The following is a 22,368-nucleotide window of genomic DNA, read 5'->3' as shown; positions in this document are numbered from 1 at the left end:
GGGTCAGCCCACCAGGAGGTCCTTCTTCAGCTGCTTGAGCTCGCGGGCGTCGATGCCGAGGCCGCTCTTGAGGTAGTTGTCGAAGGTGCCGTACGTGGCCTTGACCTCGGCGTAGCCGGCGTTGAGGTACTCCGGGCGGACGTCGAGCATCGGCTTGTAGACGGCGGCCTGGGCGGCCGGCAGGTGCGAGAGGACCGCGTCGTTGGCGGCCTTGCGGTAGTCGTTGCTGGCCAGGTAGTCGGCCATGACGGTCTCGCTCGGCACGCCGAGGGCGGTGAGCAGGGAGGCGTTCGCCCAGCCCGTGCGGTCCTTGCCCGCGGTGCAGTGGAAGAGGACGGCGCGGTCGCGGTCGCGCTCCATGCCTTCGAAGACCTGCGTGTAGGCCTTCTTGCCGCCTTCGCCGCTGACCATGGCCTTCTCGGCGTCGACCATGGCCTTGACGGCCTCTTCGGGCGACTTGGGCAGGGTCTGGAAGGACGGGGAGCCCGCGAAGACGTCGGCGACGACGTACGTGGCGCCCGCGGGGACCTTGTCGGCGTCCTTGGTGCGCTCGCTCTCCATGCGGAGGTCGAAGACGGTCTTGACGCGCAGCCGCTGGAGCTTGGCGAGGTCGTTGTCGGTCAGCTTGTTGAGGGCGTCGGAGCGGTAGATCTCGCCCATCTTGACCCACTGGCCGGTGGTGGTGCGGTAGCCGCCCGCGTCACGGAAGTTGGCGGTGCCCTCCAACGTGATGAGCCGGTCGGCCAGGCGCAGGCCCTCGCCGCGCTCGGGCTTGAAGTCGAACCACTGCCGGTCGGCGGCGGGCAGCCCCGAGACGACGGCCTGGCCCTGGGCGCCGCCCTTGGCGACGACCTTGCCGTTCGCCTTGATCTCGACGCGCTTGGTGCCCTTGGCGCTCCACTTCAGCGTGTACGAGCCGTCCGCGCCCGCGGTGACGGCGGCCTCGGTGAAGGGGATGGCGGAGCGGCCGTGGTGCTGGCCGGCCCAGGGGAAGTCCCACCCGGAGGCGGCGGTGGCGGCGGGGGCCGCGACCAGGGTGAGGGTGAGCGTGGAGGCGACGACGGTCGCGGCGAGCAGTGCCTTCTTCATGCCCCCGAGACTGTTGGCCTCCGGACAACGCCGTGTGAACACGGCATGGCCGGAATCGACCGGCGGGAAGGCGGGTGGCAAAACGTGCCATGCGCCTGGCCGGCGGTGGGACGGGACTGCCCCGGGCTCGGGTCGGGGTCGGGACCGCCGGATCCGTCGTCTGGTAGGCGGTGTTGGAGGTGAACCACACGGAGCCCGTGAAGTCCCCGTACGTGTCGGATCCGAACGCCTTGCGGCACACCACCGTCAGGTCGTAGCGGCCCTCCAGGACGCTGAAGCCGGCCTCGTTCGCGTAGTCGCGCATGGTCATCGTCAGCGGGACGTTGATGCCGCCGGACGGCGCCTGCCCGTAGGTGGATATCGGCGAGTTGCCCACCACGTTCTTGCCCTCGGCCGGGAAGCCCTTGCCGGCCACCTTGACCAGGATGTTCGTGGCGGGCGCCGGGCAGGCGGCCGACGTGGTCAGGTCGATGCTGCTGGTGTCCGCGCCGGTGGCCGGGTTGACCGTCGCCGAGCCGGCCGGGGCGGCCTGGGCCGCCGTGGGCGAGGTCAGGGCCAGGCCCGCGAGGGCGGCGGCGACCGCGCTCGCGGCGACGGCCGCGGATCGCCGGCCGGGACGTGTGAACTGCACGATGGGCTCCTTGGGTGCGTGCTGGCGGTTGTTCGGTTCAGAGGTGTTGCGCCGGCGGGCCGACGCGGTGGCCGCGGCCCGGGCCAGGCGCCTGCGGCGCCGGACCCACAGCCCGCCCCCGGTGATCACGAGGACCACCGCGAGCAGCGTCCACGGGACCGTCCACAGCGACACCGAGCGGGTCAGGGACGGAAGCTTGGGGTCCACGCCGTCGCGGGCCGCGACCGGCTGGACGGAGACGACGGCGGAGGAGCGCACCACGGGGGCCACGCCGTCGGCCTTGGCGGTGATGGTCAGCGAGCTGCCGGGCAGCAGGTCGCCGAGGTCCCCCAGGCCGCCGGCGGTGACGGAGGTGCCGAACAGGCCGTTGACGCGGACGGCCTGCCGGGCGCCGAGCCGGACGTTGCCGGTGTTGCGCAGGGTGTACGTCACGGTGGCCGAGCCGGCGGCGAAGGGGTTGGCGGTGCCCTCGTAGGCGGCGCTGACCTGCTGGACCTCCAGGCGGGGGGTCAGGGTCCCGGCGGCGCGGATGTAGACGCGGGCGCCGACCCGCTGGTCGAGCTTGACCTTGTTGCCCTGGGCGTCCTGGCCGCCGCCGGGCAGTGAGGCGACGATGCCTCCGGTGTGGTCGCCGGGGGTGACGTCGCGGGGCACGCTGACGGTGAAGGGCACGAGGACGTTGCCCTTGGGCGGGACGGTGACCTGGTCCTTCTCCAGCTTGATCCAGCTGCCCGCGTCCTTGGGGGCCTGGCCGGCCGGGAGGAGGTCGAAGCCGCCGTCGACGGTGTTGACCGCGTCGCTCGCGTAGACGGCGAGGGTGAGCGATTCCTCGCCGTAGTTCCAGACGGCGATCTGGTCGCGCATCCCGGCACCGCCGGTCACCCCGTAGGAGAAGTGCGGGCGCGCGTCGGGCCCCTTCGGGCCGGCCGGCTGCACGCCGAAGGTGGACTTGCGGTCCTCGGCGCCGGCGGCCGGGGCCGTCGTCGCGGCCCGCGCGGTCGGTACGACGGACAGCGCGAGCAGGACGGCGAGGAGCAGGGCGGCCGTGTGCCGCGCCCCGGCGGGGCGGCGGCCGCGCCGGGCGGCGGGGTCGGTGCAGGTCATGGCTCGGGCGTCCGATCCGGAGAAGGGGGCGGCGGGTGCGGCGAGTTGTGGTGGGCGGAGCGGCACGGCTCCAGGCGTCAGGGGCGGGTCGGAGCGGGCCGCGCGGGCAGCGCGGTCCGCCCCGGCCCGGGGCTCACGCCTGGATCAGATGGCGGTGAGCGTGAGGGTCGCGGAGTACGTGCCGGACACCGTGGAGGTCGGGACGTTCAGGGCGAGGTCGGCGCCGAAGTGCGCGGTGCCGAGGCCGGTGCCGTTGGCCAGCGTGCGGGCGGACTTGAGGCCCGCCGTGCCCGCGTCGCCGGTGGCGGCTCCGTGCGCGGCGGCGACGGCGGAACCGGCCGTCACCGTCTGCGCGGGCGCCTTGTCGACGAGCTTCGGGGACCAGCCGAGGTTCTGGCCGTTGATGGCGTGCGTGGCACCGTCGGAGAAGTCGGTGACCTGGCCGCTGACGGTCCAGCCCGGGTTTCCGGCGCGGGTGTCGGTGAGGGTGACCGGGTTGATGGACCCGGCGGTGGTCAGCAGGTCGCCGTCGGCGTTGAGCACCGGCGAGGGCAGCGTGACCTGCGGGTTGGCGACGCTGATGACGAGCGCGCCCGAGTTGACGGTCGTGGTGATGGTCTCGGAGGCGGAGACGCCGGTGAAGGCGCCCACCACGTAGGGGATCGCGCCCGAGTCGGAGCCGGTGAAGGCGCCCGCGTCGGCCGGCACGAACACCGCGGTGAAGGAGTGGCTGCCCACCGGGAGGCTGCTGGTGGTGAGGGTGGCGCTGCCGCCCGCGACCGGGACGGTGCCCAGGGTGAGGGTGCTGCCGCCGACGGTGTCGGTGAACTTCACGGCTCCCGCGGCGCCCGCGGGGGTGACCGTGCCGGTCAGGGTCACCGGGCTGAACTGCGGCGCGGTGGCGGCCGGGGAGACGGCCAGGGCGGTGGTGGTGGCCGTGGCCGGGACGGCCGCGACCGCGTAGGAGACCACCGCGGAGGACGAGCCGTTGTACGAGGCGCTCGCCGGGGTGAAGACGGCGGTCAGGCCGTGCGTGCCGGCGGCCAGGTTGGAGGTGGTGAGCGCGGCCGTGCCGTTGTTCACCGTGACGGCCGTGCCGAGGTCGCCCGCGCCGTCCTTGAACTGGACGGTGCCGCCGGCGGCGGCCGGGGCGACGGTGGCGGTGAGGGTGACCGGGGTGCCCGCCTGGGCGGGGCCGGCCGGGGTGACCGCGAGCGAGGTGGTGGTGTCGGTCTTCACGGCCGGGTCGGTGTTCTGGTAGGCCGTGTTCGAGGTGAACCAGACGGCGCCCGTGTAGTCGCCGAGGCTGGTGCCGTTGAAGGCGGTCCGGCAGATGACCGTGAAGTCGTACTTGCCCTGCAGGGTGGTGAAGCCGGCCTGGCTGGCGTAGTCCCGCATCGTGGAGGTCAGCGGGATGACCATGCCGCCGTTCGGGGCGGTCGGGTAGGTCCCGACGGGCGAGTTGCCGACCACGTTCAGGCCGCCGGCCGGGAAGCCGGAGCCCTCCACCTTGACCAGCACGTTGGTGGCGCCGGCCGGGCAGGCGCCCGAGGTGGTGAAGGCGATGCCGGACGTGTCCGCGCCGGTCGCCGGGTTGACCTCGATGGTGCCGATCGGGGCGGCGTACGCGGCGCTCGCGCCGGCCAGACCCGCCGCGAAGGCGGTGGTCAGGGCGGCGACGCCGAGGGCCAGGGCCCGTGCCGCCCGGGAGGTGTTCAGCCTGTTCTTCAGCACAGCGTCTCCAGAATCAGTGGATCAGGCGCGGGGATCAGGACGTTCAGGGTGTTCAGGGTGTTCAGGGCGTTCACGGGTTCACGGGGTCTGCTTGGTGGTGTCGCCGCAGTTCGGGTTGGTGGCGAAGCCGTACGTGTTGATCACCGAGGTCTGCTTGCAGATCTCGGAGGTGGAGCCGACGAAGACGGTGCTCCACGGCGCGACGGCGACCTTGCTGGTCGGAATGACGTTGTAGACGTCGCGCTTCACGCCGAAGCCGCTGTTGAGCACGGTGGGAGCGAGGCCGTCGACCGTGCCGAGGATGGCGCGGCCGCGCAGGTCGGCGATCGTCTGCGAGGACTGCGCCTGGTACTGGGCGATGGAGAAGGGCACGATCGACTTGTCGTCGAGGACGCGGCCGTCGTGCTCCTGCACCGGGGTGGTGCCCTTCTTGTCCTTGACGCAGGGGTAGACGCCCGCGACGACGTCGGCGTCGGTGATCCCCATCTGGGACTCCCAGAAGCTGCGGGTGCCCGAGCCGGCCTGCGGCAGGTAGACGGTCATGTCGTAGTTGGGGCCCGCGCCCACGTAGTTCGGGTCGCAGTGGTAGATCGCCTTCAGGTCGGTCAGCGAGAGCTTGCGCGGGATCGCCGAACCGGGGGTGATGGCGTAGCTGACGCCGTCGACCGCGAAGGGGACGTACGTCAGGCCCGGGGCCGCGGCCGCGAGGTTCAGCGCGGAGGAGCGCGCGAAGTCCAGACAGCCGTTGTTCGCCTGGAGCGAGGTGAGCAGCGCGGAGCGGCCGGCGCCCGAGCCGTTCGGCCGGGCGATGGTGCAGTTCGGGTTGACCGCCGGGTCCTTGGTGGTGACGTTCGCGGAACCGGTGGCGTCGTAGGAGCCGATGACCTTCTGGCCGTTGACCGTGATGGCCGCGGCCAGGCCGTTCATGACGTCCTGGGTGGTGTCGGAGCCGACGCCGGAGAGCTGGCGGTACGGCGGCGGGCCCGCCGGGTCGGCGGCGGCGAGGCCGGCGCCGGCGGTGCCGGCCGCGAGGGCGGCTGCGGCGACGGCGAAGGCGATCTTCTTCTTGTTCACTCGGGAATACCCCTCAGCTAGGCTGCGCCCCGGGTGGTGCCCGGCACGCGTGGAATGCGGTTCCGTTGGCGCGGATTGGTTCGACAGTCGTTGCCGGGCATCACCTCCCTTCGTCGCGCGGAGCCGGCGGGCTCCAGTCCCGCGGGCCCGGCTTCTCGTGGAGGACCCGGTCCGCCGGGAGCGGCGGCGGATCCGAGGGGCCGGCGGCCCCGCCGCGCAGCGCCCCGAGCCACGAAAGGGCCCGGGGCAGGAGGCGCGGGAGCAGCGGTCCCGCGAAGGCCGCGAGCGCGCCCACGATCAGGCAGACCAGCAGGACGTCGCGGATCGCCCCGACCACCCAGCGCGGGGTGGACCCGGCCGCCTCGGCGGCCGGGGCGCCCGTGGCCCCGGGGCCGCCCGTCGTGGCCCACGACCCGGGCCCCCCGCGACTCCCCCGCCCGGGGAAAGCGCGTCGGATCGGTGGGGCCCGGACGCCGGTTCCGGCGGGGCGGGCAGGGCGTGAGAGCGGTCCGACGCCTGGTGGGGGACCCCGGCCCCGCCGGGCGCTCGGCCGCGGCCCTGACCCGGTTGGCCCGGGAGTCCTCCGGCCCCAGCGGGATCGGCGACCCGCGCAGCGGCTCGTCGGCCGTGCGCGGCAGGGTGAGGCGGAACTGCGAGCCGCCGCCCGGCTCGCCCCACGCCTGGAGCCAGCCGCCGTGCAGCCGGGCGTCCTCGACGGCGATGGACAGGCCGAGGCCGGTACCGCCCGTCGTGCGTGCCCGCGCCGGGTCGGCCCGCCAGAAGCGGTTGAAGACGCGGGTGGCCTCGCCGGGCTTGAGCCCGACCCCGTAGTCCCGTACGGCCACGGCGACGGCCCCGCCCGCCGAGGCGAGCCGGACCACCACGTCGCGGCCCTCCCCGTGCTCCACGGCGTTGACGACGAGGTTGCGCAGCACCCGCTCCACCCGCCGGGCGTCGGCTTCGGCTATCACCGGCTGGGTGTCCCCGAGGACGCGGATCCGGGTGTTCTTGTGCTCGGCGAGCGGTTCGGCGGCGTCGATGACGCGGTGCACGACGTCGCGCAGGTCGATCGGCTCCGCCTCCAGCGCGGCCGCGCCCGCGTCGAACCGGCTGATCTCCAGCAGGTCGGCGAGGAGCGACTCGAAGCGGTCGAGCTGGCCGGCGAGCAGTTCCGCGGAGCGCGCGGTGATCGGGTCGAAGTCGGCGCGGGCGTCGTGGATGACGTCCGCGGCCATGCGCACCGTCGTGAGCGGGGTGCGCAGCTCGTGGGAGACGTCCGAGACGAAGCGGCGCTGCAGCCGGGAGAGGTCCTCCAGCTGCTGGATCTTGCTCTGGAGGTTCTGGGCCATCTTGTTGAACGCTTCGCCCAAGCGGGCGATGTCGTCCTCGCCGGTGACCTTCATCCGCTCCTGGAGCCGCCCGGCGGAGAGCCGCTCGGCGATCCCGGCGGCCATCCGCACGGGGGTGACGACCTGGCGCACGACGAGCCAGGCGATCCCGCCGAGCAGGACGACGACGAAGAGCCCGGCCGTGGCGATGGTGACCTTGACCAGGTTGAGGGACTCCTCCTCCTGGGTCAGCGGGAAGAGGTAGTACAGGTCGTACGGGTCGCCGTTGATGTCGGTGAGCCGCTTGCCCACGACGAGCGCGGGCTCGGGCGACTTGGCCTCCGCCCCGGCGGTGTAGCGGACCAGCGAGAACGTCTTGAAGGCTCCGGTGGCGTGGTTCACGGCCCGGCGCAGCTCCAGCGGGACGCTGGCGGTCGGGTCCACGTTCCCCGAGGCCCGGGCCCCCCGGACGCCGAGCGCACCGCGCCCGGGTGGCTGTTCTTCGCCGGTGCCGGTGCCGGCGCCCAGCGCGGCGACCTCGAAGGCGCTCTGCCCGCCACTGGAGAGCTGCTTGACCAGCGAGTTCATCCACGTGCTGGCGTCGCGTCCGACCTTGTTGTCGGAGGCGTCCACCCCGTCCGCCGTGTAGGGGGTGTTGGCCTTCTCCTGTGCGACCGCGAACCCTCCCGCGGCCTGGCTCTGCGCGGCCTCCTCCTTGGCCTCGAGGAGTCCTCTGCTCACCTGCGCGATGACCACGAACCCGAGGGCCAGGACCACCGCGAGTGAGATCAGCAGGGTCGCGGCGACCACGCGGAGCTGGATGTTGCGCCGCCAGAGCCGGACAGCCGGAAGCAGCGGCCGGCGTACGAGGCGTACGCACAGCCGCAGCACGGGGCCGCCGGGTGCTCCGTCCGCTACGCCCCGCAGAGCCCCCCAGCGGGAGCCTCCACGGGGCATGCCGGACTGCATGTCAGCTGGGTCCGGCCTTGTAGCCGACACCGCGCACCGTCACGACGATCTCGGGGCGCTCCGGATCCTTCTCGACCTTGGAGCGCAGACGCTGGACGTGCACGTTGACCAGGCGGGTGTCGGCCGCGTGGCGGTAGCCCCAGACCTGCTCGAGGAGCACCTCGCGGGTGAAGACCTGCCAGGGCTTGCGGGCCAGCGCGACCAGCAGGTCGAACTCCAGCGGGGTCAGCGCGATGGAGGCGCCCTCCCGCTTGACGGAGTGCCCGGCCACGTCGATGACCAGGTCACCGATGGCCAGCTGCTCGGGAGCCGGCTCTTCCGAACGGCGCAGGCGGGCGCGGATGCGCGCCACCAGCTCCTTCGGCTTGAACGGCTTGACGATGTAGTCGTCGGCCCCGGACTCCAGGCCCACGACGACGTCCACGGTGTCGCTCTTGGCGGTGAGCATCACGATCGGCACACCGGACTCGGCGCGGATCAGCCTGCACACCTCTATGCCGTCCCGTCCGGGCAGCATGAGGTCGAGCAGCACGAGATCCGGCTTCGCCTCCCGGAAGGCAGCCAGTGCCTTGTCACCGTCCGCTACGAACGACGGCTCAAAACCTTCTCCACGCAGCACAATGCCGAGCATCTCGGCCAGCGCGGTGTCGTCGTCGACGACAAGGACGCGTCCCTTCATGGTTGACATCATCCCATTAGCTAATCGTTACCTGGCGGTGAGCTGTCCCACAGCCGCGGGGGCTGGAAATCGTCCCTCGGACCTGCGTGGAGATCAGGGCGCCCAGTGTGCCCCGGATCCACCCGACAAATGAAGGCGCGAACGCCCCGGGATCCCGAGGACGGCTGGTCCGTTTGAGGTTGTCACATGGCACGATGGCAGCCGGACCAAGCGCCCGCACCCCGCAGTGCACGTGAAGGAGCGACGATGAACGACTCTCCGGGCTGGGCTACGCCCGGATCCTCCCCGTCCGACGGTGAGGGCTCCCACGGTACGCAGCCGCCCGCGACCGGCTCCGGCGACCCGAAGTGGTCCGCCGAGCAGCCGCCGCCCGGCCAGTGGTCGAGCCCGACCCCGGGCCAGTCCCAGCCCGGCCCGCAGCAGCCGCCCGCGGCCCCGCAGCCGGACACGGGCTGGGGCTCGCAGGGAGGCGGCTACCCGCCCCAGAACCCCGGCGCGCCAAAGTCCCCGTACGGCGGCGGCCCCGGCGGCTGGGGCAACCACGCCCCGGCGGTCAAGCCCGGCGTGATCCCCCTGCGCCCCCTGGGCCTGGGCGAGATCCTCGACGGCGCGGTCGCCACCATGCGCAAGCACTGGCGCTCGGTGCTCCCGATCACCCTGGCCGTGGCGGTCGTCGTCCAGCTGGCCAGCCTGCTCGCGCAGAAGTTCGTGTTCGGCGACATCGTCATCGACTCCTCGGACAGCGAGCCCCTCGACGAACAGATCAACGCCATCGGAGCCTCCGTGGGCCTGCTCGCGGCGGAGATGTTCATCCAGCTCGTCGGCGCCGTCGTGGCCACCGCGATGCTCACCATGATCTTCAGCCGCGCCGTGCTCGGCCACACCTCCTCGATCGGCACCGCCTGGCGCGAGTCCCGCTCGCAGCTGCTGCGGCTGACCGGCCTCACCCTGCTGCTGAGCGTCGGCGCGCTGCTCCTGGTCGGCGTCCTGGTCCTGCCCGGCGCACTCGCCGGCAGCATCGGCTTCGCCCTCCTCGGCGGCGTCGTCGGCCTCGGGCTGCTCGCGTGGCTGTGGATCCGCTACTCGCTGGCCTCGCCCGCGCTGATGCTGGAGAAGGCGCCGGTCCTCAAGTCGCTCAGCCGGTCCTCGAAGCTGGTCAAGGGCTCCTGGTGGCGCATCTTCGGCATCACCGCCCTGACCAACCTGATCACGGGCTTCATCTCCGCGGTCATCGTCTTCCCGCTGACCATGGTCGGCATGCTGCTGTTCGGCGGCGGCCTCGACGCCATGACCGACTCCAACGCGCCCACCGGCTGGGGCTTCCTGATCGTCGCCGGCATCGGCGGAGTCATCGGGCTGACCATCACGATGCCGATGCAGGCCGGCGTCAACGTCCTGCTCTACGTCGACCAGCGCATCCGCCGCGAGGCCCTCGACCTGGAACTCGCACGGGCCGCCGGCATCGAGAACTACGGCACCACCACGCCGCCGGCCGGAGGCTGACGCGGGGATGAGGAGCACGGGGGGCCTGCTCACACTGACGGCATCGGACACACCACCGGTCGACATCGGCCGTGACGCCGCCCGCGAGGCGGCGCAGCGGGAGCTGTCCAAGCCGGTGTACCACCAGAACGACCCGGGGCTGCTCCAGCGCGCGCTGGACCGCTTCTGGGAATGGGTCGGGGACCTCTTCGACCACGCTTCCAGCGCCACTCCCGGCGGGACCCTGGGCCTGGTGGCCATCGCCGTGTTCGCCGCCCTCGCCATCGCCGCGCTGTGGTGGCGGCTCGGCGCCCCGACCCGGACCGCCGGCCCCGCGGGCGCCCTCTTCGACGACGGCGTCCGCAGCGCCGCGGACCACCGCACGGCCGCCGACGCGCTGGCCGCGGCGGGCCGCTGGAGCGAGGCCGTACAGGAACGCATGCGCGCCGTCGTCCGCTCCCTGGAGGAGCGCACCCTCCTCGACCCCCGCCCGGGCCGCACCGCGGACGAGGCGGCGGCCGAGGCCGCCGTCTCCCTGCCGTCCCACGCCGGAGCCCTGCGCGCCGCCGCCCGCACCTTCGACGACATCACGTACGGCGCCCGCCCGGCCGACGAGGCCATGTACGCCTCCCTCCGCGACCTGGACCACGCCCTGACCCGCACCAAGCCGCTCCTGACGGGCGCCACCCCGTGACCCCGCCCGACCCGGGCACCTTGCTCTTATACACATCTGACGCCGCCGACGATCTACTCTGTGTAGCTCTATGTGCGCGCCCTGTGGCCCCTCCGCCCCCCTGTGATTTCGGTGGATTCGGGTAGGGGGGGGTGACAGGCCGCTACGCGCGTAGATATGCTCATGTGGTGACCATGCCCACCACCCTCACCGCATTCGCTGACGTGACGACGTCCGACAGTGCGCTGCGCCGCTTCCTGCACGGGCTGCCCGGCGTCGACACTGTCGGCCTGGAGGCCCGCGCGGCCTCCCTCGGCACCCGCTCGATCAAGACGACGGCCAAGGCGTACGCCATCGACCTCGCCATCTCGATGATCGACCTGACGACGCTGGAAGGCGCGGATACCCCGGGCAAGGTCCGGGCGCTCTCCGCCAAGGCCGTGCACCCCGATCCGACCGACCGCACCACGCCCATGACGGCCGCCGTCTGCGTGTACCCGGACATGGTGGCCACCGCGAAGGCCGCCCTGCACGGCGCCGACGTCAAGGTCGCCTCCGTCGCCACCGCCTTCCCGGCCGGCCGCGCGGCCCTGCCCGTCAAGCTCGCCGACACGGCCGACGCCGTGGCCGCCGGCGCCGACGAGATCGACATGGTCATCGACCGTGGCGCCTTCCTCGCCGGCCGCTACCTCGACACCTACGAGCTGATCCGCTCGGTCAAGGAGGCCTGCGTCCGCCCCGACGGCAGCGCGGCCCGCCTCAAGGTGATCTTCGAGACCGGCGAGCTGTCCACGTACGACAACATCCGCCGCGCCTCCTGGATCGGCATGATGGCCGGGGCCGACTTCATCAAGACGTCCACCGGCAAGGTCGGCGTCAACGCGACCCCCGCGAACACGCTCCTCATGCTCGAAGCCGTCCGCGACTTCAAGGCGCAGACTGGAATCCAGATCGGCGTGAAGCCGGCCGGCGGCATCCGCACGACCAAGGACGCGATCAAGTTCCTGGTCCTGGTCAACGAGACCGCGGGCGCGGACTGGCTGAGCAACCACTGGTTCCGCTTCGGCGCCTCCAGCCTGCTCAACGACCTGCTGATGCAGCGACAGAAGCTGAGCACCGGCCGTTACTCCGGTCCCGACTACGTGACGGTGGACTGATCACCATGGACATGAAGCAGTCATCTGTGTTCGAGTACGCGCCCGCGCTGGAGTCGCGTTCCGTCGTGGACATCGCCCCCTCCTACGGGCTGTTCATCGACGGCGAGTTCACCGAGGCGGCGGACGGCAAGGTCTTCAAGACCGTCTCCCCGGCCTCCGAGGAGGTCCTCGCCGAGATCGCCCAGGCCGGCGCCGCCGACGTGGACCGGGCCGTCAAGGCCGCCCGCAAGGCCTTCGAGAAGTGGTCCGCGCTGCCCGGCTCCGAGCGCGCCAAGTACCTCTTCCGCATCGCCCGGATCATCCAGGAGCGCAGCCGCGAGCTGGCCGTCCTGGAGACCCTCGACAACGGCAAGCCGATCCGGGAGACCCGCGACGCGGACCTGCCGCTCGTCGCCGCGCACTTCTTCTACTACGCGGGCTGGGCCGACAAGCTCGACCACGCGGGCTACGGGGCGAACCCGCGCCCCCTCGGCGTGGCCGCCCAGGTCATCCCGTGGAACTTCCCGCTGATGATGCTCGCGTGGAAGATCGCCCCGGCGCTCGCCACCGGCAACACGGTCGTGCTGAAGCCGGCCGAGACGACCCCGCTCTCCGCGCTCTTCTTCGCGGACATCTGCCGCCAGGCGGGCCTGCCCAAGGGTGTCGTCAACATCCTCACCGGGTACGGCGACGCGGGCGCCGCCCTCGTCGAGCACCCCGACGTGAACAAGGTCGCCTTCACCGGCTCCACCGCCGTCGGCAAGGCCATCGCGCGCCAGGTCGCCGGCACCGACAAGAAGGTCACCCTGGAGCTGGGCGGCAAGGGCGCCAACATCGTCTTCGACGACGCCCCCCTCGACCAGGCCGTCGAGGGCATCGTCAGCGGCATCTTCTTCAACCAGGGCCAGGTCTGCTGCGCGGGCTCGCGGCTCCTGGTCCAGGAGTCGGTCCACGACGAGCTGATCGGCTCGCTCAAGCGCCGCCTGTCCACGCTGCGCCTCGGCGACCCGCTCGACAAGAACACCGACATCGGCGCGATCAACTCCGCCGAGCAGCTGGCCCGGATCACCGCGCTCGCGGCGACCGGCGAGGCCGAGGGCGCCGAGCGCTGGACCGCGCCGTGCGACCTGCCGTCCTCCGGCTACTGGTTCGCCCCGACGCTCTTCACGAACGTCACCCAGGCGCACACCGTCGCCCGCGACGAGATCTTCGGCCCGGTGCTGTCCGTGCTGACCTTCCGCACGCCCGACGAGGCCGTCGCGAAGGCCAACAACAGCCAGTACGGCCTGTCCGCCGGCATCTGGACGGAGAAGGGCTCGCGCATCCTCGCGGTCGCGAACAAGCTCCGCGCCGGTGTCGTCTGGGCCAACACGTTCAACAAGTTCGACCCGACCTCGCCCTTCGGCGGCTACAAGGAGTCGGGCTTCGGGCGCGAAGGCGGCCGTCACGGCCTGGAGGGCTACCTCGATGTCTGAGCGAAGTGTCGAAAAGGGCGGCTCCGCCGCCGGGCGTCTGAGCGTCTTCAAGACCTACAAGCTGTACGTCGGGGGCAAGTTCCCCCGCTCCGAGAGCGGCCGGGTGTACGAAGTGACGGACTCGAAGGGCACGTGGCTGGCCAACGCACCCCTGTCCTCCCGCAAGGACGCCCGTGACGCGGTCGTCGCGGCGCGCAAGGCCTTCGGCGGCTGGTCGGGCGCGACCGCGTACAACCGAGGCCAGATCCTCTACCGCGTCGCCGAGATGCTGGAGGGCCGCCGCGAGCAGTTCGTCCGCGAGGTCGGCGAGGCCGAGGGCCTGTCCAAGACGAAGGCGGCCGCCGTCGTCGACGCGGCCATCGACCGCTGGGTCTGGTACGCGGGCTGGACCGACAAGATCAGCCAGATCGTGGGCGGGGCCAACCCGGTCGCGGGCCCGTTCTTCAACCTCTCCACCCCGGAGCCGACCGGTGTGGTCACGGTCGTCGCCCCGCAGGACTCGTCCTTCCTGGGCCTGGTCTCGGTGATCGCCCCGGTCATCGCGACGGGCAACACGGCCGTCGTGATCACCTCCGAGAAGGCCCCGCTCCCCGCCCTCTCGCTGGGCGAGGTGCTGGCCACCTCCGACCTGCCGGGCGGCGTGGTCAACATCCTGTCCGGCAAGGCCGCCGAGATGGGCCCGCACCTGGCGTCCCACCAGGACGTCAACGCGATCGACCTGGCGGGCGCCGACGCGGCGCTGGCCAAGGAGCTGGAGATCGCGGCGGCGGACAACCTCAAGCGCGTCCTGCGTCCACAGCCTGTGGACGACTGGAGCGCCGACCCGGGCACGGCGCGCATGACGGCCTTCCTGGAGACCAAGACCGTCTGGCACCCGACCGGGTCGCTGGGCGCGGGCGGATCCTCGTACTAGAGGACCCTCCCCCCTCCCGAAGACCGGCCCCGGCAGTGTCCCCCGCGCTGTCGGGGCCTCTTCGCGCCCTGCGGGGTTGATCGGCTGATCGGCCGCGGGGCCACAGGGTCGCGGGGCTACTTCACGGCGCCCGGCAGCAGCGGACCGAGCAGCGAGGACGCCGCCGCGGTGGGCAGCTCGCCGATCGACGAGCCGCGGGTCAGGCTGCCCGTCACCATGCTCGTACCGACCGACGGGAAGTCCGCCACCTTCGTGGCGACGCCGTTGTTCAGCGGGTCCACACCGGTGTTGGCCAGCGGGTTCACCTTGAGGTTCGAGATCGGATCGGCCACCCCGGCCAGGGCCGCCGGGACCGACAGCTCACCGGCCTGGGCGCCGCCGGCGGCCATCGCGAGGGCGGCGCCGGCCATCGAGAGGGTCAGGCCCGCGGTGCGCAGCGCCGTGGGATGGGGGGCTTTGGGGGCTGCGTGACGTGCCATGGATTCCCGCCTGTGGTGGTGGTCGCGTGCGCACGCAGCGTAGCGATGGGTGGTGGCTCACCGGTATCTCGACCTGGGCGCCGTCACCCGTTCGAGGAGATCCCTGGGGAATTGTCTTTGGGAGGGGGAGGAGTCAAACTTGTGTTCCGTGAGCTGTTCCTCTCCTTTGCCTACGCGTGTCGTGCTGCTGACCGGACCCTCGGGGTCCGGCAAGTCTTCGCTGGCGGCCCGTTCAGGGCTGCCCGTGCTGCGCCTTGACGACTTCTACAAGGACGGCGACGACCCCTCGCTCCCGCTGGTCGAGGGCAGTGCCGACATCGACTGGGACTCCCCGCTGTCCTGGGACGCCGAGGCCGCCGTGGCCGCGATCGCACAGCTGTGCGCGGCGGGCCGGACGGACGTCCCCGTCTACGACATCGCCACGTCCTCGCGGACCGGGACGGAGGCGCTGGACATCTCCCGCACGCCGCTGTTCATAGCCGAGGGGATCTTCGCGGCGGACGTCGTGGCGCGGTGCCAGGAGCTGGGCCTGCTGGCGGACGCGATCTGCCTGCGCGGGCGGCCGAGCACCACCTTCCGCCGCCGCCTCGCCCGTGACCTGCGTGAGGGCCGCAAGTCGGCGCTCTTCCTGCTCCGGCGCGGATGGCGGCTGATGCGCGCCGAGCGGGGCATCGTGGCCCGCCACACCGCGCTGGGCGCGCACGCCTGCGCCCGGGACGAGGCCCTCGGGCGGCTCGCCGCCGCGGCCGCCGGCCGCCACCGGGCCGCCGCGGCCGTGCGGTAGCGGACGCCCCGGGAACACGGGAACACGGGAGCACGGGAGCACGAGAACAGGGGAGCGCGGGAACAGTGGAGACGGCCGGAGCGCCGGTGCCCGGCCGGGCACGCCAAAAGGCGGGACCAGCGGACCCCCGGCCGCTTGATCCCGCCCTTTGACCCGTGACCCCCGTCCCTGCTCGGCAGCCGCATCGCGTCCCGCCCCTCAGCCCGTGCTCGTGGCCGGCCACGCTGCGGAGCCGGCCCCCGTGCCGGGGCACTCGTCGAGGGCGAGCTCGGACAGGTTCATGATTCCGGCGTCCGGGTCCCACACGTAGTCGGAGACGGAGGCCTTGTTCGGATTCGAGGTCGGCTCGCGCACCGCCAGGTGGTCGGCGACCTCGGCACCGTCCACGCCCCCCGCAGCCTGTGGAAGGACATCCACCCCGAACCCCCGGGCCCGGGCCAGAAGCCCGGCACGGCCACCGTCGTCCCGGGCCTCCCCGAGGTCCCCGACCTGTCCATGCGGAGCGTGAACGCGTTGCGGGTCGTCCGCGCCGACATCACCGCCGCCACCGCCGCGGACGACGGGACCGGCCGGCTCGTCGACCCGCGGGCGGTGCAGCGGCTCGCGCTCTGCACACAGGCTGTGGACGGCGGCCCGGACTGCCCCGTGCGGCCCCCCGTCCTGTCCGATGTGACGGGCAACGGCCGGGACGAGCTGATCACCGCACTCGACATCGACGGCCGGGTCAGCGAACTGCGCGTCTACACCGTCCAGGACGACGGGAAGATCGCCCGCATCCTGTCCCGGCGGGGGGTCCTGGAGGGCGTGGAGGTGGCCGCCGACCACCTGGCGGTGCGCGAGCCGACCTCGAATCCGAACAAGACCTCCGTCTCCGACTACGTGTGGGACCCGGACGCCGGAATCATGAACCTGTCCGAGCTCACCCTCGACGAATGCCCCGGCACGAGGGCCGGCTCCGCCCCGTGCCCGGCCACGAGCACGGGCTGAGGGGCGGGACGCGATGCGGCTGCCGAGCAGTCTGCGCTGGAAGATCGCCATGACCACCACGGCCGTGTGCTGCACGGTCGCGGCGGTCCTCGGCGTCCTGGTGCACAACGTGGTCGCCGAGCAGGTCGTCGGAGAGGTCCGCAAGGACGTGGGCCGGGAACTGGACTACGCCCTGAGCCAGTACCAGTACGGCACCGCGCACGGCGTCGCGGGCACCGCCCTGGACCCGCCCCAGCTGCCCCGGCCGCTGCGGGAGCTGGTCGCGCGCGGGAAGACCGGCAGCATGGTCGGCGAACAGGACGGCAAACCCGTCATGTGGGCCGCCGGGCCCGCCGACGGCCAGGCCCTCGCCGTCTGGATCCCCTACGCCGGCACCCGCCACCGGCTCCGCGACATCGACGCCGCGATCCTGGTCTCCGCGCTGCTCGCCGCCGGGGTGGTGGCCCTCGCCGGCGTCTTCTTCGCGGGGCGGATCAGCCGCCGGCTCGCCACCACCGCCGCCGTGGCCCGCCGGATCAGCGCCGGGGACCTGGACGCACGCGTCGGCTTCCCGGCCGGCGGGGAGGATCCGCGCCGGTCCCGCTCGCGCGACGAGGTACGGGACGTGGCGCGGGCCCTGGACTCGATGGCGGCCTCGTTGCAGGGCCGGCTGGAGGCGGAGAAGCGGTTCACGGCGGACGTCGCGCACGAGCTGCGCACCCCGCTCACCGGTTCTCTGGCCGCGGCCGCGCTGCTGCCCGAGGGCCGGCCCAAGGAGATGATCAACGACCGGCTGAAGGCCCTGCACCTGCTCACCGAGGACCTGCTGGAGATCTCCCGGCTGGACTCGGGCGTCGAACGGGCCGACCTGGCCCGGGTGGAGCTCGGCCGGGCCGTGGAACGGGTCGTGGCGAGCACCCGGCTGACCGTCTCGGTACGGATCCTGCGGGACGCGGTGGTGCTCACCGACCGGCGGCGCCTGGACCGGATCCTGGCCAATCTGCTGGTCAACGCCGACAAGCACGGGCGGCCGCCGCTCGAAGTGAGCGTCGAGGGCCCGGTGGTGACCGTCCGCGACCACGGGCCGGGCTACCCCGCCGAGCTCATCGAGCAGGGTCCGCGGCGCTTCCGTACCGGCGACCCGGGGCGCGGGCGGGGCCACGGGCTGGGCCTGACGATCGTGGCCGGCCAGGCGGCGGTGCTGGAGATCGCGCTCGGCTTCTCCAACGCCCCGGACGGGGGCGCCGTGACCACGCTCCGCCTCCCTGTGGGGCGCCTGACGGACGCCAGTTGAGGAGCCCGTCCGAACGGCGCGTCCGTTGTTTCACGTGAAACAACGGACGCGCCGCGGGTTCGACCGGCCGTTCAACTGGCCTCGGGTCAGACGCCGATGTTCTTGCCGTCCTTGCGCCAGACGGAGACGACCGACGGACGGACGATCTTGCCCGGACCGTCGGGCCACACCGACTGCGGCTTCTCGACGGACGCGCCGTCGATCTCGCCCGGGTGCTGCACGGCGACCAGGACGCGCTTGTCCTGGATGATCGGACCGCAGGTCTCGGCACCGCGCGGGACGGTCAGGAACTGCTTCAGCTCACCACGGCGGTCACCCGCGGTCGCGACGCCGAACAGGCCGTCGTGCGAGCCGAGCTGGTTGCCGTCGGTGGAGATCCACAGGTTGCCGTGCGGGTCGAAGGCCACGTTGTCCGGGCAGGAGATCGGGCTGACCTTGTCCTTCGGGAAGCCCGCGAAGTAGGTCGCCGGGTCGTTCGGGTCGCCCGCGACCAGGAAGAGGCGCCAGGCGAACCCGTCGCCGGCCGGGTCGTCGAAGTTCTCGGCGAGCTCCAGGATCTGGCCGTGCTTGTTCAGGTTGCGCGGGTTGGCCTCGGTGGCGCCTTCCTTGCCCGGCTTGCCGCGGTCGGTGTTGTTCGTCAGCGCGATGTAGACGCGGCCGGTGCGCGGGGACGGCTCGACGTCCTCGGGACGGTCCATCTTGGTCGCGCCGACCTTGTCACCGGCCAGGCGCGTGAAGACGGCCACCTCTTCGGCGGTCATGCCCTCGACGTGCGAGACGTTGCCGGAGGGGGACGAGGTGAGGATCTTGATCCAGACGCCGGAACCGTCGAACTCGCCGTCGGCGGGGAGCTTGCCCGAGCCGTCGATCTCGGCGGCCGGGGAGTCGCCGGTGAGCTTGGCGACGTAGAGGGTGCCCTCGTCGAGCAGCGTGAGGTTGTGCTCCTTCGCCGCGCGCGAGTCGCCCTTCTTCATCTTCTTCGAGGAGACGAACTTGTAGAAGTAGTCGAAGCGCTCGTCGTCGCCCATGTAGACGACGGGGCGGCCGTCCTCGGTCAGGCGGGGCTGCGCGGCCTCGTGCTTGAAGCGGCCGAGGGCGGTGCGCTTGCGCGGGACGGAGTTCACGTCGTACGGGTCCAGCTCGACGACCCAGCCGTGGCGGTGGGACTCGTTGGGCTCCTGCGCCACGTCGAAGCGCTTGTCGAACCGCTCCCACTTGCGCTCGGTGGCGCCGGCCGTCACGCCGTAGCGCTTCAGGCGGGCGGCCTGGGTGGGGTCGGTGACCTGGCCGGCGTTGCCGAAGTACTGGTTGAAGTTCTCCTCGCCGTGGAGGGTGGTGCCCCACGGGGTGGTGCCACCGGCGCAGTTGTTGAGGGTGCCGAGCACCTTGGTGCCGGTGGCGTCGACGGAGGTCTTCACCAGGGCGGAACCGGCGGCCGGACCGGTCAGCTTGAACTCGCTGGTGGCGGTCAGGCGGCGGTTGAGGCGGTGGCGGTTGACGGCGGTCAGCTTGCCGCTGCGGTGGTCCTCCTGGACCACGACGACGGCCAGGCCGTGCGCGGCCCAGGCGATCTCGACCTGCTCGCGGGTCGGGTTGGCCGCGTCGTACCCCTTGAACATGAGCTGCTCGTCCGTGTACTCGTGGTTGGCCACGAGCAGCTGCTGGCGCTCGTAGTCACCGCCGAGCGGGAGCAGGCTCAGGAAGTCGTTGTTGTAGCCGAACTGACCGGCCTGCGCGGCGGCGGTCTGCTTGTCCGGGTTGAAGGCGGGCGCGCCCTTGATGATCGGGTCGCCCCAGCGGATCACCACGTTCTGCTCGTGGCCCTCGGGGATCGTGACCTGGTCGGCGGTGTTGGGCGCGACGGGCTTGAAGCGCAGACCGCGGGCACCGTCGGTGCTGCCGCCGGCTCCGCCGGTGCGCTGGGTGTCGGCGGTGGGGTCCGCGGTGGCGGAGGAGCCGTCGCCGCTCAGGGTGAGGGCGGTGCCCGCGGCCGAGGCGACCGTGACGACGGCGGCCGAGCGGAGCATCGAGCGGCGCGAGTAGGCGCGGGCTATGACGTCGCCGACGTACTCGTTGTCGCTGGTGTTCGGCACCTCGTGGAAGCAGGCGTCGCCGCAGCGGTAGCGGCAGGTGAGGGCGGAACGGCCGCCCCCATGCGAGTTGCCGATGAGGGGCAGGAGCTTGCGCACGAGTGTCCTCCGTTGATGCACGGTCCCCGACAACGTGTCGGAACAATCCGTCGGTGACGCTAGGCGCGGGTTGCGCCGAAGCGGCGGCCTGCGGGTGAACGGCCGGTGAATCCGGCACGTCGGGGCGGCAGTTCGGGTGCGGAGGGAGTGTGCTGGGGCAGTGGGCGCCACGAATCGTGCCCCTAAGGTGCCCCTGCCGAAGTTCCAGCCAAGGGGCCGATAACCTTACGTGTCCACTCTGGGCAGGGATCTACCGCGCCTCACGGACAAATGACCCACGCACTCATGCGAAAGGCCTGGCCCATGGGTATTCGGAGCTTGTTGCGCAAGGTGTTCGGACGGACCTCGGAAGCGGTTCCGGACACGACCGACGCCCCTTCGGCGGCCCTTCCGAGTCAGACCGAACGCACCCCACTGGATGCGGCGGCGGAACTCGTCGCGGCTTCCTTCGACAACCCCACGGTCCCGCCGCAGTCCGCTGCGCGCGACCGCGAACCGGGCACCGTCCTCACGGCGCCCGCCCCCGAACCCACGGTCCCGGAGGCCCGCCGATCCCCTTCGGGGGGATCGGCGGGCCTCCGGGACGTGCGGGACAAGGGGTCGCGGGCGAGTGGGGGGGTGCGGGCAGGGCCGGGGTGATTGTCGCCTCGTCCGACTATCGTCCTGTCCGCCGGCGAGTAGCGAAGGTCTGCCATGCGACTGCGCAAAGCCCTTGCCCTCTCCGCCGTCCTCGTCGCCGTCACCGCCGCTGCCGCCCCCACCGCGGCCGCGGACATCGGCACCGGCGGCGGGGCCCGCCCCGCACCCGCGCTGCCCTCCCGCGTCGAGGCCAGCTGCGGCGACGGGAAGAGCACGCAGTTCCCCATCGGCGCGCGCATCCGCGGCGGCCCGGCCGTCTACCGGACCGGCGGCGCACCGCAGACCTGGTACCTCGACCTCACCAACACCACCGCCTCCCAGTGCACGGCCATCCACCCCGTCGTCGTCTTCACCGACAAGGCCCGCACCCTGCGACCCGCCCACTTCCGGATGGAGTTCGACGCCCCGGGCGCGCCCGGCGGCGGCTTCCCCGTCAGCCTGGAGCACACCGACCGGGACGAGATCATCGCCGTCTTCGACGGCGGCGACGCCTTCTCCGGCTTCACCGTCGGCCCCGGCGGGTCCGTGACCGTCACCGTCCGGCTCGCCTTCGCCCCCGGAACCCCGCTCGGCGAAGCCGTGGCCGACGCCGCCCTCGTCCAGCGCAAGGGCGACGACGGCGACTGGGTCGGCGAGGCCGGCGGCTACCGCTTCGACATCGAGGGACCCGGCGCGGGCGAGACCGGGGAAGCCGGGGCGCTCGCCGGTACCGGCGGTCCCGGCCGGCCGGCCTGGGTGTACGGGGCCGGCGCCGGCGCCGCCCTCGTGGGCGGCGCCGGCCTCCTGTTCGGAGCCCGCCGCCTGCGCACCTCGCCCCTGTAGCGCGCAGGCCCGTACACCCGGCCCACGTAGAGTCCGAGCGTGGAAGAACCGACCCCGTACCCGACCGGGTACCCGCACCGCCACCAGCCCGGCCAGCCCGTCCGTTCGGGCATCCCGGAGCACGGCCGCATCCCCAAGTACTACGCCGTCAAGGCCCGCATCGCCGGGCTGCTCGACGAGCTCGGCGAGGGCGGCCCGCTGCCCACCGAGCGCGACCTCGCCGAGCAGTACGAGGTCTCCCGCGAGACCGTCCGCCAGGCCCTGCGCGAGCTGCTGCTCGAAGGCCGGCTGCGCCGCTCGGGCCGCGGCACCGTCGTCGCCGGGCCCAAGCTCGAACAGCCGCTGTCGCTGGCCAGTTACACCGAGGGCGTACGCCGCCAGGGCCGCACTCCCGGGCGCAACCTGATCGGCCTGGAGCGGTTCCCCTGCCCGGCCGACGTGGCCCCGGGCATCGGCGCCGAGCCCGGGGAGCCGGTCTGGCACCTGGAGCGGGTGCTGCTCGCCGACGACGAGCGGGTCGGACTGGAGAGCACGTACATCCAGGTCGCCCGCGCGCCCCGCCTCGACGTCGATTTCCAGCCGGACTCCTCCTTCTACGGATACCTCCACGACAGCCTCGGCATCTCCTTCGGCGACGCAGACGAGAAGCTGGAGACGGTGCTGGCCACCCCCCGCGAGGCCCTGCTGATCGGCACCCCGCCCGCGCTCCCGATGCTGCTCATCCACCGCTTCTCGCGGGACCGGGAGGGCCGGCCGCTGGAGCGGGTGCGTTCGCTCTACCGTGGTGACCGGTTCAGCTTCACGACCCGCCTGCGGCCCGAATAGTCCCGCACGAACCACCTGGGAGGTGGGAAAAGGGGCGTACTGACATCACGGAACGGTAACGGGTCTAGTCCAAGCGTCGAGGG

At 72.5% G+C, this 22,368-nt stretch carries 19 protein-coding genes; 10 read left to right on the top strand and 9 right to left on the bottom strand.

Annotated features, from left to right (window positions below; translation table 11 throughout):
• Nucleotides 1-3: 3 nt before the first annotated feature.
• The 6 genes from DRB89_RS39080 to mtrA form a co-directional block, all read right to left on the bottom strand.
• Nucleotides 4-726 carry a tyrosine-protein phosphatase gene (locus DRB89_RS39080; RefSeq protein WP_239516596.1) on the bottom strand — a complete coding sequence of 241 codons (723 nt, stop codon included), beginning with the start codon at nt 724-726 and terminating at the stop codon, nt 4-6.
• Nucleotides 701-2,824, bottom strand: coding sequence for a DUF916 domain-containing protein (locus DRB89_RS45470; RefSeq protein WP_112463669.1), 2,124 nt, complete (start codon nt 2,822-2,824; stop codon nt 701-703). Before DRB89_RS45470 ends, DRB89_RS39080 begins: the two co-directional genes overlap by 26 nt.
• 144 nt (nt 2,825-2,968) lie before the next feature.
• The gene (locus DRB89_RS39070; protein ID WP_204357889.1) at nt 2,969-4,558 is read right to left on the bottom strand and encodes an Ig-like domain-containing protein; all 1,590 of its coding nucleotides are present in this window, start codon (nt 4,556-4,558) and stop codon (nt 2,969-2,971) included.
• Nucleotides 4,559-4,636: 78 nt separating this feature from the next.
• Nucleotides 4,637-5,632, bottom strand: coding sequence for a substrate-binding domain-containing protein (locus tag DRB89_RS39065; RefSeq protein WP_112452003.1), 996 nt, complete (start codon nt 5,630-5,632; stop codon nt 4,637-4,639).
• A gap of 17 nt (nt 5,633-5,649) precedes the next feature.
• Nucleotides 5,650-7,917 (bottom strand): MtrAB system histidine kinase MtrB, encoded by a 2,268-nt coding sequence (mtrB, locus tag DRB89_RS39060; RefSeq protein WP_239516595.1) that lies wholly within the window; start codon nt 7,915-7,917, stop codon nt 5,650-5,652.
• Nucleotides 7,918-7,930: 13 nt separating this feature from the next.
• Nucleotides 7,931-8,620, bottom strand: coding sequence for a two-component system response regulator MtrA (gene mtrA, locus DRB89_RS39055; RefSeq protein WP_189828951.1), 690 nt, complete (start codon nt 8,618-8,620; stop codon nt 7,931-7,933).
• A gap of 234 nt (nt 8,621-8,854) precedes the next feature.
• On the opposite strand from mtrA, the gene DRB89_RS39050 reads away from it, so the two are divergent.
• From DRB89_RS39050 to DRB89_RS39030, 5 genes are all read left to right on the top strand, one after another.
• Nucleotides 8,855-10,111 carry a hypothetical protein gene (locus DRB89_RS39050; protein WP_112452710.1) on the top strand — a complete coding sequence of 419 codons (1,257 nt, stop codon included), beginning with the start codon at nt 8,855-8,857 and terminating at the stop codon, nt 10,109-10,111.
• A 7-nt stretch (nt 10,112-10,118) separates the two neighbouring features.
• On the top strand, nt 10,119-10,784 hold the full coding sequence (locus DRB89_RS39045; RefSeq protein ID WP_112452709.1) for a DUF4129 domain-containing protein: 666 nt from the start codon (nt 10,119-10,121) through the stop codon (nt 10,782-10,784).
• Between the two features lie 173 nt (nt 10,785-10,957).
• On the top strand, nt 10,958-11,920 hold the full coding sequence (gene deoC, locus DRB89_RS39040) for a deoxyribose-phosphate aldolase (protein WP_112454328.1): 963 nt from the start codon (nt 10,958-10,960) through the stop codon (nt 11,918-11,920).
• Between the two features lie 5 nt (nt 11,921-11,925).
• Nucleotides 11,926-13,374 (top strand): aldehyde dehydrogenase family protein, encoded by a 1,449-nt coding sequence (locus DRB89_RS39035; protein WP_112452705.1) that lies wholly within the window; start codon nt 11,926-11,928, stop codon nt 13,372-13,374.
• Entirely contained in the window at nt 13,367-14,287 is a 921-nt protein-coding gene (locus tag DRB89_RS39030) for an aldehyde dehydrogenase family protein (protein WP_112452706.1), read from the top strand. The genes DRB89_RS39035 and DRB89_RS39030 overlap by 8 nt, the downstream gene beginning before the upstream one ends.
• Before the next feature lie 116 nt (nt 14,288-14,403).
• Here DRB89_RS39030 and DRB89_RS39025 read toward each other — a convergent pair whose 3' ends face one another.
• A complete protein-coding gene (locus DRB89_RS39025) occupies nt 14,404-14,766 on the bottom strand; it encodes a hypothetical protein (RefSeq protein ID WP_112452707.1) in 363 nt (120 codons plus the stop codon).
• A 181-nt stretch (nt 14,767-14,947) separates the two neighbouring features.
• On the opposite strand from DRB89_RS39025, the gene DRB89_RS39020 reads away from it, so the two are divergent.
• Nucleotides 14,948-15,550 (top strand): ATP-binding protein, encoded by a 603-nt coding sequence (locus DRB89_RS39020; RefSeq protein ID WP_343234835.1) that lies wholly within the window; start codon nt 14,948-14,950, stop codon nt 15,548-15,550.
• A 198-nt stretch (nt 15,551-15,748) separates the two neighbouring features.
• Here DRB89_RS39020 and DRB89_RS39015 read toward each other — a convergent pair whose 3' ends face one another.
• Nucleotides 15,749-15,937, bottom strand: coding sequence for a hypothetical protein (locus tag DRB89_RS39015; protein ID WP_112463667.1), 189 nt, complete (start codon nt 15,935-15,937; stop codon nt 15,749-15,751).
• Between DRB89_RS39015 and DRB89_RS39010 the strand changes: the two genes are divergently transcribed.
• Complete coding sequence (locus DRB89_RS39010; protein ID WP_112463666.1) at nt 15,911-16,537, top strand: hypothetical protein; 627 nt, start codon at nt 15,911-15,913, stop codon at nt 16,535-16,537. The genes DRB89_RS39015 and DRB89_RS39010 overlap by 27 nt on opposite strands.
• 13 nt (nt 16,538-16,550) lie before the next feature.
• On the top strand, nt 16,551-17,810 hold the full coding sequence (locus DRB89_RS39005; RefSeq protein ID WP_112452681.1) for a HAMP domain-containing sensor histidine kinase: 1,260 nt from the start codon (nt 16,551-16,553) through the stop codon (nt 17,808-17,810).
• An 86-nt stretch (nt 17,811-17,896) separates the two neighbouring features.
• On the opposite strand, the gene DRB89_RS39000 is transcribed toward DRB89_RS39005, so the two are convergent.
• The gene (locus DRB89_RS39000) at nt 17,897-19,999 is read right to left on the bottom strand and encodes a PhoX family phosphatase (RefSeq protein ID WP_112452682.1); all 2,103 of its coding nucleotides are present in this window, start codon (nt 19,997-19,999) and stop codon (nt 17,897-17,899) included.
• A gap of 693 nt (nt 20,000-20,692) precedes the next feature.
• Between DRB89_RS39000 and DRB89_RS38990 the strand changes: the two genes are divergently transcribed.
• A complete protein-coding gene (locus DRB89_RS38990) occupies nt 20,693-21,460 on the top strand; it encodes a hypothetical protein (RefSeq protein WP_112452693.1) in 768 nt (255 codons plus the stop codon).
• A gap of 39 nt (nt 21,461-21,499) precedes the next feature.
• Nucleotides 21,500-22,285 carry a GntR family transcriptional regulator gene (locus DRB89_RS38985; RefSeq protein ID WP_112452694.1) on the top strand — a complete coding sequence of 262 codons (786 nt, stop codon included), beginning with the start codon at nt 21,500-21,502 and terminating at the stop codon, nt 22,283-22,285.
• Nucleotides 22,286-22,368: the final 83 nt, after the last annotated feature.

Source organism: Streptomyces sp. ICC4, from assembly GCF_003287915.1.
GTDB classification, from domain to species: Bacteria; Actinomycetota; Actinomycetes; order Streptomycetales; family Streptomycetaceae; genus Streptomyces; species Streptomyces tritrimontium.
Note: the sequence above shows the minus strand (reverse complement) of the source record. Positions and strands in the feature narration are given on the sequence as shown.

Bases quoted from the DNA above. Each gene is read 5' to 3' on its own strand.
- DRB89_RS45470 (WP_112463669.1), bottom strand. From the start codon at position 2,824: ATGACCTGCACCGACCCCGCCGCCCGGCGCGGCCGCCGCCCCGCCGGG.
- mtrB (WP_239516595.1), bottom strand. From the start codon at position 7,917: ATGCCCCGTGGAGGCTCCCGCTGGGGGGCTCTGCGGGGCGTAGCGGAC.
- mtrA (WP_189828951.1), bottom strand. From the start codon at position 8,620: ATGATGTCAACCATGAAGGGACGCGTCCTTGTCGTCGACGACGACACC.
- DRB89_RS39050 (WP_112452710.1), top strand. From the start codon at position 8,855: ATGAACGACTCTCCGGGCTGGGCTACGCCCGGATCCTCCCCGTCCGAC.
- DRB89_RS39045 (WP_112452709.1), top strand. From the start codon at position 10,119: ATGAGGAGCACGGGGGGCCTGCTCACACTGACGGCATCGGACACACCA.
- deoC (WP_112454328.1), top strand. From the start codon at position 10,958: ATGCCCACCACCCTCACCGCATTCGCTGACGTGACGACGTCCGACAGT.
- DRB89_RS39035 (WP_112452705.1), top strand. From the start codon at position 11,926: ATGGACATGAAGCAGTCATCTGTGTTCGAGTACGCGCCCGCGCTGGAG.
- DRB89_RS39030 (WP_112452706.1), top strand. From the start codon at position 13,367: ATGTCTGAGCGAAGTGTCGAAAAGGGCGGCTCCGCCGCCGGGCGTCTG.
- DRB89_RS39025 (WP_112452707.1), bottom strand. From the start codon at position 14,766: ATGGCACGTCACGCAGCCCCCAAAGCCCCCCATCCCACGGCGCTGCGC.
- DRB89_RS39005 (WP_112452681.1), top strand. From the start codon at position 16,551: ATGCGGCTGCCGAGCAGTCTGCGCTGGAAGATCGCCATGACCACCACG.
- DRB89_RS38990 (WP_112452693.1), top strand. From the start codon at position 20,693: ATGCGACTGCGCAAAGCCCTTGCCCTCTCCGCCGTCCTCGTCGCCGTC.